Origin of the sequence: Campylobacter concisus, from assembly GCF_002913745.1 — a bacterium.
Classification (GTDB): Bacteria; Campylobacterota; Campylobacteria; order Campylobacterales; family Campylobacteraceae; genus Campylobacter_A; species Campylobacter_A concisus_R.
The window spans coordinates 111410-119407 of record NZ_PPCG01000073.1 but is presented as its reverse complement, the minus strand read 5'-3'; the positions used below and the strand labels follow the sequence as shown (position 1 = coordinate 119407).

Sequence of the window (7998 nt, the reverse complement as noted above, 5' to 3'; positions counted from 1 at the left end):
GAGATAGCTTCTGCAGCTGAGCATCTAAATAAGATGACAGATGCGCTAAATACTAGACTTAGCGTCTTTAGAACTTAAGTTTTTACCTCTTTTACTTCTTAAATTTAATGTTTTAGGTCTAGCGAGAGCTGGACCTTTTTAAATTTATAGATAAAATTTTCTCGTATATAAAACAAAAAATTTATAAATAATAATAGAGTAGGGCTTTGTAAATTTACAAAGCTAAATTTATTTTCTATTTTCGTCTAGGACTTTTTGCATGCTCTCTCTAGTCGCCTCTAGCCAGTTTTGTTTTGAGGTATCGACTAGATCAAGACAAAAGAGCTTGATGTCAGCTTTTTTAAAGCTAAATTCTTTCACTTTCATCGCATCGCTTCCGACGATTACGATAGGTTGAACCTTTAAATTTAGCTTTTCAACTAGCAGCTTTGCGCCACCTTTAAATGGTAGTAACTCTCTGGTTTGAGACCTTGTGCCTTCTGGAAATATCGCTAAAACACGGCCACTTTCTACTCTGTCTTTTGCTTCGCTTAAAAGCTTTATCAGTGAGTGCTTATTTTCTCGCTCTACTGCTATCATCTTTGGAAGGCTCAAAATTTTACCGATGATCGGGATCTTGCCTATCTGTGCCTTTGCGATCCAGCAGATATTTTTAGGATGGATCTCTTCAAGCACGATGATGTCAAGCATACTTTGGTGATTTATCAGCAAGATATTTGCTTCATCGCTAAATTTACCGATAACTTCTAGCTTATACCCGCCAAAAAATCTCTGCGATCTGCCCCAAAATTTTCTTATGGCTCTATTTTTAGAGTTAAAGAGCCACATAAAAAATACGACGATAACAACGCTTATCACAAATTCAATAGAAAAGAAAAAAGCTCTAATTTTTGACAAGATCACCCTTTCTTACCCAGCCGATTTTGCCGTCCGCAAATAAAATTTTTGAGTAGTCATCTTTTGTGTCTAAAATTTCAACATTTTCGTTTTTACGAGATGTATAAAAAACGGTTGAATTTTTAGTCGGCAAGATAGTGACGCTCACATCTGGCTTAAGCACTGCTTTGCCAAAAGGATTGTAAGTATAAATTCCAAGTGCGATAAAAACAGCTGCCACAAAGAAGTAGCTTAGCTTTCTTCGCCAGATCGCTAGCAAGATAAAGATAGCGACCAAAGAGTAGATCGTGATATCTTTGTAAGTGCTAAATTCGCTTTGTTTTGGATTTAGACCGATTTGCGTGCTAACCTCGTCTTCTTCGACGCTCACAGGCAGTGAAAAGCTCTCAAATTTAGCTTTTTTTAGGTTGTAGTAGTTAAAGTCAAGCGTCTTTTTGTTTGGCTTAAACACTGCAAAATAATATGCACTTTGCGAGTTAAAGTCGCCGTTTATCGTATCTACGCCTTGCTTTAGGATCGTTTTGTTTTCGATATTAAAGGCGCTTAGATCGACATTGTTGCCGTAAATCTCAACGACCATGATGTTGTTTATATCATCAAATTTAGTCGTTTTAAATTTCTTTACCTCAAGGTTGTCAGCGACGATGTGGTTGTAGTTCTCGTCACTTCTAAGCTCTTTTAGCTTTGGTAAAAAGATATTTATGTTTGAGTTTTGATAGTTCTCGCCATTTCTTTTTAGATCCAAGCTAACTCGTAAAGTCTTTGCATCAATGCTCGTTGCTTCAAGGTAGAAAGTGCCGATATATTTGTTTTCTTCACCTTTTACCCATTGAAAATTCTTCTTATTTAGCCATTTGATATTTGTCTCATCAAGCTGTGTCTCAAACTCAAACTCAAGGTCGCTTTGAGTATCAGCTACGATCTCAACGCTAAAAATTTCTCCTACGACGACATTTTTAGGGATATTTGTCGCTTTTAAAAGGAGGTCTTTTATTTTTATCTTGTCATAGACTTGATTATCAGGGACGCTGATGTCTGGTTCGTTTGTCGGCACGATATTTCGCATCTGCTCTGGAGTGATACGCTCTGGCTGTGGGGCGATAGAGCGTGGAGATACGAGCTTTCTTGATATTTCTTCTTCGCTTGGAGTTTTTGTTTGCGGCTTTGAACTTGGACTATTTACAAATTTATCCTCTCTTGCCTCATCCATCATGTCAAAAACGCTGACTTCATCAGTGTTTGCAGCAAATAAATTTAGCGCGAGTAGGGCGATAAAAAGTGCTCGTTTTACCAAACTAGCCCTTTTAACATCTTCATGCCATCATCTGTGCCTAAAATTTTCTCGCAAGCGCGCTCTGGGTGAGGCATAAGACCAAAGATCCTCTTACTATCATCGCAAATCCCAGCTATGCTATCAACTGAGCCATTTGGATTTATCTCATTGCCGTAGCTGTCGCAGTACTTTAGCAGGACTTGCTCGTTATCATATAGGCTTTTTAGCGTATCTTCGTCGGTATAGTAGTTGCCCTCTCCATGAGCGATAGGGATATTTACCACTTCGTTTTTAGCTAAATTTGCTAGGAATTTATTGTTATTTGAGACAACCTTTAAGTGATGATATTTTGAGACGAAATTTAAATTTTCATTTCTTCTCATCGCACCTTTTAAAAGTCCAAGCTCTAGAAGCATCTGAAAGCCATTGCAAATTCCTAAAATGTAGCCACCTTTTTTCGCATGCTCTTTTACAGCCTGCATAGCTGGGCTAAATTTAGCTATCGCAGCCGTTCTTAGATAGTCGCCATAGCTAAAACCACCGGGCAAAACGACTAGATCAGCATCGATCTTATCTTCTTTGTGCCAGATGATCTGCGTTTGGCAGCCAAGTAGTTTAAAGGCGTGAGCTGTGTCTTCTTCGCAGTTTGTGCCAGGAAAAATTATGATGGCTACTTTCATAGCACGATCTCGTAGTCTTCGATGACGGTGTTTGCTAGAAGCTCTTCACACATAACTTTTAGCTGCTCTTTTGCTTTGTTTTTATCGCTCTCGTCGATATCTAAAACGATTTGTTTGCCTATCCTGACATTTGAAACACCGCTAAATCCAAGTGAATTTAGCGCGTGTTCTACTGCCTTACCAGCAGGGTCAAGGACCCCACTTCTTAATGCTATATTTACAACAGCTTTCATCTTTGTCCTTAAGAAAGAATTCTTCTTAAAACTTCTTCGTAAGCTACTTTTACGCTACCAAGGTCTTGTCTAAATCTATCTTTGTCAAGTTTTTCGTTTGTTGTCGCATCCCAAAATCTGCAGCTATCAGGGCTTATCTCGTCAGCTAAGATGATGTTGCCATCTTTGTCGATACCAAATTCGACTTTGAAATCAACTAGTTTTAAATTTCTCTCTGCAAAGAATTTAAATAAGATAGAGTTGATCTCTCTTGCTGTGTGTCTTAGAGTTTGAAGATCTTTTTCGCTTTTTACTAGACCCATGATGATGCAGTGCTCATCAGTAACTAGTGGATCGTGTAAATCGTCGTTTTTGTAGTAGAACTCAACAAGTGTAAAAGGTAGAACTGTGCCTTCTTTTATGCCAAGCCTTTTGCTAAGTGAGCCAGTTGCGATATTTCTCACAACAACTTCAAGAGGTATGATCTCACATTTTTTGACCACTTGCTCAGTGTCGCTGATGGTCTCAACAAGGTCAGTGACGATACCTTTGCTCTCTAGCAGTTTAAAAAGCTGAGTAGAGATTTTGTTATTTAGTGCGCCTTTGCCAGCTTCGTTGCCTCTTTTTTGAGCATCAAACGCTGTTAAATCGTCTTTAAATTCAGCCACAAGTAGATTTGGATCGTCTGTGGCGTACATTTTCTTGCCTTTTCCCTCGTAGATAAGCTCTCTTTTTTGCATGTTGTTCTCCTTTAGATTATTGTTGTTTTATCTTTAAAATTTTGATCGTATCAATCGCTGTTTTTAACTGAATATCCTCATCAACTTTTTTCTGTGTGATTATATTTTTATCATCTTTTGCTTCAGTTTTATTACCCTCGCTTGTTGGATTTATCTTGTTTAGCTCGCTCTTTAGGTGCGCTTTTAGTTCGCTCTCTTTGATGCTAAATGCACTATCATCACTTTGTGGCACTTTGCCAGGATGCACGACTACATCAGGCGTTACGCCAACAGCTTGGATAGTTCTGCCACTTGGCAAGTAGTATCTTGCGATGGTCAGTCTTAGCGCTTCTGTATCGTCTATTGGTAAGATCACCTGAACGCTGCCTTTACCAAATGTGTTTTCGCCAATTATCACCGCACGCTTATGATCTTGCAATGAACCACTTACGATCTCGCTAGCGCTTGCACTTCCGCCATTTACCAGCACTACAAGTGGGAGCTTTGATAAGGTTTTGCTAGCGCTTGCTTTATACTCTACATTTTCAGATGCATCACGACCTTTTTGGGAGACGATGATACCGTTATCTACGAAAAGATCCACTAGATCAACAGCTTGATTTAAAAGACCGCCAGGGTTGTTTCTAAGATCAAGTATGATGCCATTTGCTTTAGGATGCTCTTTGATCGCATCTTTTACCTTTGTGACGACGTTTTTGTCAAAATTTGTGACACGTATATAAAGTATGTTTTCATTTTCTATCATTTTTGCATAGACAGACTCAACCTTTATAATATCTCTTATGATTTTTACGTTAAATGGCTTTTGCTCGCCTTTTCGCAAAATCGTAATTGTTATCGGAGTTTTTGGCTTGCCGCGCATCTTATTTACAGCTTCATCTATCGTTGTGCCGATAGTTGAGTTGCCATCGATCCTTAAAATAATATCGCCAGCTTTTATGCCTGCTTTGTCAGCTGGAGTGTCTTCGATAGGCGAGATAACGGTTAGTGCGCTATCTTTCATGCCAACTGTTATGCCAAGTCCGCCAAATTCGCCGCTTGTTTGCACCTGCATATCTTTATATGCTTTTTCATTTAAAAAGCTTGAGTGAGCGTCCAAATTTTGCATTAAACCAGCGATAGCTTTGTCGATTATCTCTTTAAATTTAATGTCATCAACGTAGTATTTTTCAACAGTTGAGATGGTTTTTGTAAGTTTTGAAAGTGCTTCAAGTTTCGCACTCGCCTCATCTTCAGTTTTAGCAAAAAGTGCATTTACTGCTACGCTTGAGATGAATAGGGCGCCTGTTATTTTTAGCGCAAAAGATCTAGTAAATTTATTCAAAATATCTCCTATATTTTTTGGCTCAATTTTATTAACATTTGGCTAAAAAAAGCATAAATTTAGCCTTATATTTTTAGCTTTTGTCTATTTTTAACACAAATTTATAACAGCAAATTTTAGCAATTAAATAAAAAGAGTGACAAATGTTATAAAAATACTTGACAATATAAGACTAAAGTTATATAATGCTGCCATTATAAAATAACTTAAGGAGCTTTAATGGCTGACATAACAGAAAATTTAACAGCGCAGATGCAAGAGACACTTGAAAAAGGCGTTAGCTTAGCGATCTTTTCTAAAAATCCACAAGTTGTGCCACTTCACGTCTTTTGGGCTTTGCTCGCTGATAGTAATTCTATTTTAAATCAAGTATTTAACAAGATGAACATAAGCAAAGACGCAGTCGAGCTTGAGATAAAAAGCAAGATCTCGTCACTCCCAAGCAGCTCAAACGTCACAAAAGATAACGTTTCAGTTTCAAGAGAGCTTATAAATTCACTTGAAAATGCAAAAGCTTTAATGGTAAGCATGGGCGATAGCTACATAGCTGTTGATACATGGATCATCTCGGCTCTTGAGCTTAGTGAGATCAAACAAATTTTAAGCAAATTTTGCGATATATTAGAGATCAAAAAGAACCTTGAGAGCATAAGAGGTGGTAAAAAGATAGATAGCCAAACTGGCGATGATACCCTTGATAGTTTAGAGAAATTTGGTATCGATCTCACACAAAAAGCGCTAAATAAAGAGCTTGATCCAGTCATCGGCCGTGATGAAGAGATCACTAGGATGATGCAAATTTTAATAAGAAAGAGCAAAAACAACCCTATCTTGCTTGGTGAGCCAGGTGTTGGTAAAACAGCCATCGTTGAGGGGCTAGCTGAAAAGATAGTTGCTCGAGATGTGCCAACAAGCCTTGCAAACAAGCGTGTCATCGCGCTTGATATGAGTGCAGTTGTAGCTGGCGCAAAGTATAGAGGCGAGTTTGAAGATAGACTAAAAGCTGTCATCGACGAGGTTAAAAAAGCTGGCAATATCATACTTTTTATAGATGAAATTCACACCATAGTTGGAGCTGGTGCGAGCGATGGCGGAATGGACGCTGCAAATATCCTAAAACCAGCTCTTGCGCGTGGTGAGCTTCACGCTGTTGGTGCGACAACATTAAAAGAGTATAGAAAATACTTTGAAAAAGACGCAGCACTTCAAAGACGTTTTCAACCAATAGATGTTAAAGAGCCAAGTGTAAATGAGGCACTTCAAATTTTACGTGGTATAAAAGAGCGCCTTGAAGTTCATCATGGCATCACGATAACAGATAGCGCGCTAGTTGCCGCTGCAAGACTAAGTGATCGCTACATCGCAAACCGCTTCTTGCCAGATAAGGCGATAGACCTTATAGACGAGGCAGCAGCTGAGCTTAAGATGCAAATAGAGAGCGAGCCATACGAGCTTTCAAAGATAAAACGCGAGATCGTAACGCTTCAAGTAGAAAAAGAAGCTCTAAAGATGGAGGATGCGGATAAAAATAAAGAAAGACTTGGCGAGATCGAAAAAGAGATAGCTGACCTAAATGAGAAAAAGCTAGCGCTTGATACTAAATTTGAAAACGAAAAGGCCGTTTTTGGCGGAATTTCAAAAGCAACAAAAGAGATCGATAGCTTAAAGTCACAAGCTGAGATAGCAAAAAGAAATGGCGATCTTCAAAAAGCTGCCGAGATAGAATACGGCAAGATAGCTGACGCTAAAAAACACAAACACGAGCTCGAAGAAAAATGGGAGCACATGAAAAAAGAGGGAGTGCTTCTTAAAAATCAAGTCGATGAAGAGCTTGTGGCTGAAATTTTGAGCAAATGGACTGGAATTTCAGTTAAAAAGATGCTAACAAGCGAAAAAGAGAAATATCTGCACATCGAAGAGCATCTAAGAGAGAGCGTTGTCGGTCAAGATGACGCACTACACGCACTTGCGCGTGCTGTTAAGAGAAACAAAGCTGGGCTAAATGAAGGTCAAAGACCGATTGGTTCATTTTTATTTCTTGGACCAACAGGCGTTGGTAAAACTCAGTCAGCTAAGGCTTTGGCTAAGTTCTTGTTTGACGATGAGAAGGCGCTTATCCGCTTTGATATGAGCGAATATATGGAAAAACATAGCGTGAGCAGGCTTCTTGGTGCGCCTCCAGGATATGTAGGCTACGATGAGGGCGGTCAGCTAACAGAGGCGGTTCGCAGAAGACCATACTCAGTCATACTTTTTGACGAGGTTGAAAAAGCTCACAAGGATGTATTTAACATACTTTTGGGCATACTTGATGATGGACGCGCGACTGATAACAAAGGCGTAACTGTTGATTTTAAAAACACGATCATCATTTTAACTTCAAACATCGCTTCAAATTTCATAATGGAGCTAAAGGGTGAAGACCGTGACGTGGCTGTTAAAAACGAGCTTAAAAACTACTTTAAGCCTGAGTTTTTAAATAGGCTTGATGATACTATCATCTTTAATCCTCTAAACGAGCAAGGCTTGATATCTATCGTTGAGATCATGTTTAAAGAGCTTGAAAAAACTCTTCATAACCGCGGTATCAAGGCGGTTTTAAGCGAAGAGGCTAAGAAATTTATCGCAAAAGCTGGCTTTGACATAGTTTATGGCGCAAGACCTCTTAGAAGAGCGCTTTATGAGCTAGTTGAAGATAAGATCGCTGATATGATTTTAAAAGATGAGCTTGAAAGTGGCGATGAGATCACCATTGATAGCGACAGTGAGAAGATTATCATTAAGAAAAAATAACTTCAAATTTACTTGGCAGGTCGAAATTTGACTTGCCAAGCTTTCATATAATATCTAGAAATAGGGCGGTTTAGCTATT

Annotated in this window: 7 protein-coding genes; 1 reads left to right on the top strand and 6 read right to left on the bottom strand. The window is 38.8% G+C overall.

The genetic code is table 11. The features are described 5' to 3' along the window. Positions 1-228 precede the first annotated feature (228 nt). From CYO90_RS09325 to CYO90_RS09300, 6 genes are read right to left on the bottom strand one after another with little or no spacing between them, the layout of a single operon-like run. Positions 229-897: a lysophospholipid acyltransferase family protein gene (locus CYO90_RS09325; protein ID WP_103579300.1), complete on the bottom strand. Its 669-nt coding sequence runs from the start codon at positions 895-897 to the stop codon at positions 229-231. Beyond that, positions 884-2191 (bottom strand): SH3 domain-containing protein, encoded by a 1308-nt coding sequence (locus CYO90_RS09320; RefSeq protein WP_103579299.1) that lies wholly within the window; start codon positions 2189-2191, stop codon positions 884-886. The genes CYO90_RS09325 and CYO90_RS09320 overlap by 14 nt, the downstream gene beginning before the upstream one ends. Beyond that, complete coding sequence (gene purQ, locus CYO90_RS09315) at positions 2185-2850, bottom strand: phosphoribosylformylglycinamidine synthase I (protein WP_103579298.1); 666 nt, start codon at positions 2848-2850, stop codon at positions 2185-2187. The genes CYO90_RS09320 and purQ overlap by 7 nt, the downstream gene beginning before the upstream one ends. After that, complete coding sequence (gene purS, locus CYO90_RS09310) at positions 2847-3083, bottom strand: phosphoribosylformylglycinamidine synthase subunit PurS (RefSeq protein WP_009293857.1); 237 nt, start codon at positions 3081-3083, stop codon at positions 2847-2849. Before purS ends, purQ begins: the two co-directional genes overlap by 4 nt. Before the next feature lie 8 nt (positions 3084-3091). Next, positions 3092-3802 carry a phosphoribosylaminoimidazolesuccinocarboxamide synthase gene (gene purC / locus CYO90_RS09305; RefSeq protein ID WP_009293856.1) on the bottom strand — a complete coding sequence of 237 codons (711 nt, stop codon included), beginning with the start codon at positions 3800-3802 and terminating at the stop codon, positions 3092-3094. A gap of 16 nt (positions 3803-3818) precedes the next feature. Beyond that, positions 3819-5126, bottom strand: a complete 1308-nt coding sequence (locus CYO90_RS09300; RefSeq protein WP_103579297.1) for a S41 family peptidase — start codon at positions 5124-5126, stop codon at positions 3819-3821. 219 nt (positions 5127-5345) lie between these two features. On the opposite strand from CYO90_RS09300, the gene CYO90_RS09295 reads away from it, so the two are divergent. Beyond that, complete coding sequence (locus tag CYO90_RS09295) at positions 5346-7919, top strand: ATP-dependent Clp protease ATP-binding subunit (protein ID WP_103579296.1); 2574 nt, start codon at positions 5346-5348, stop codon at positions 7917-7919. The last annotated feature ends 79 nt before the right edge of the window (positions 7920-7998 follow it).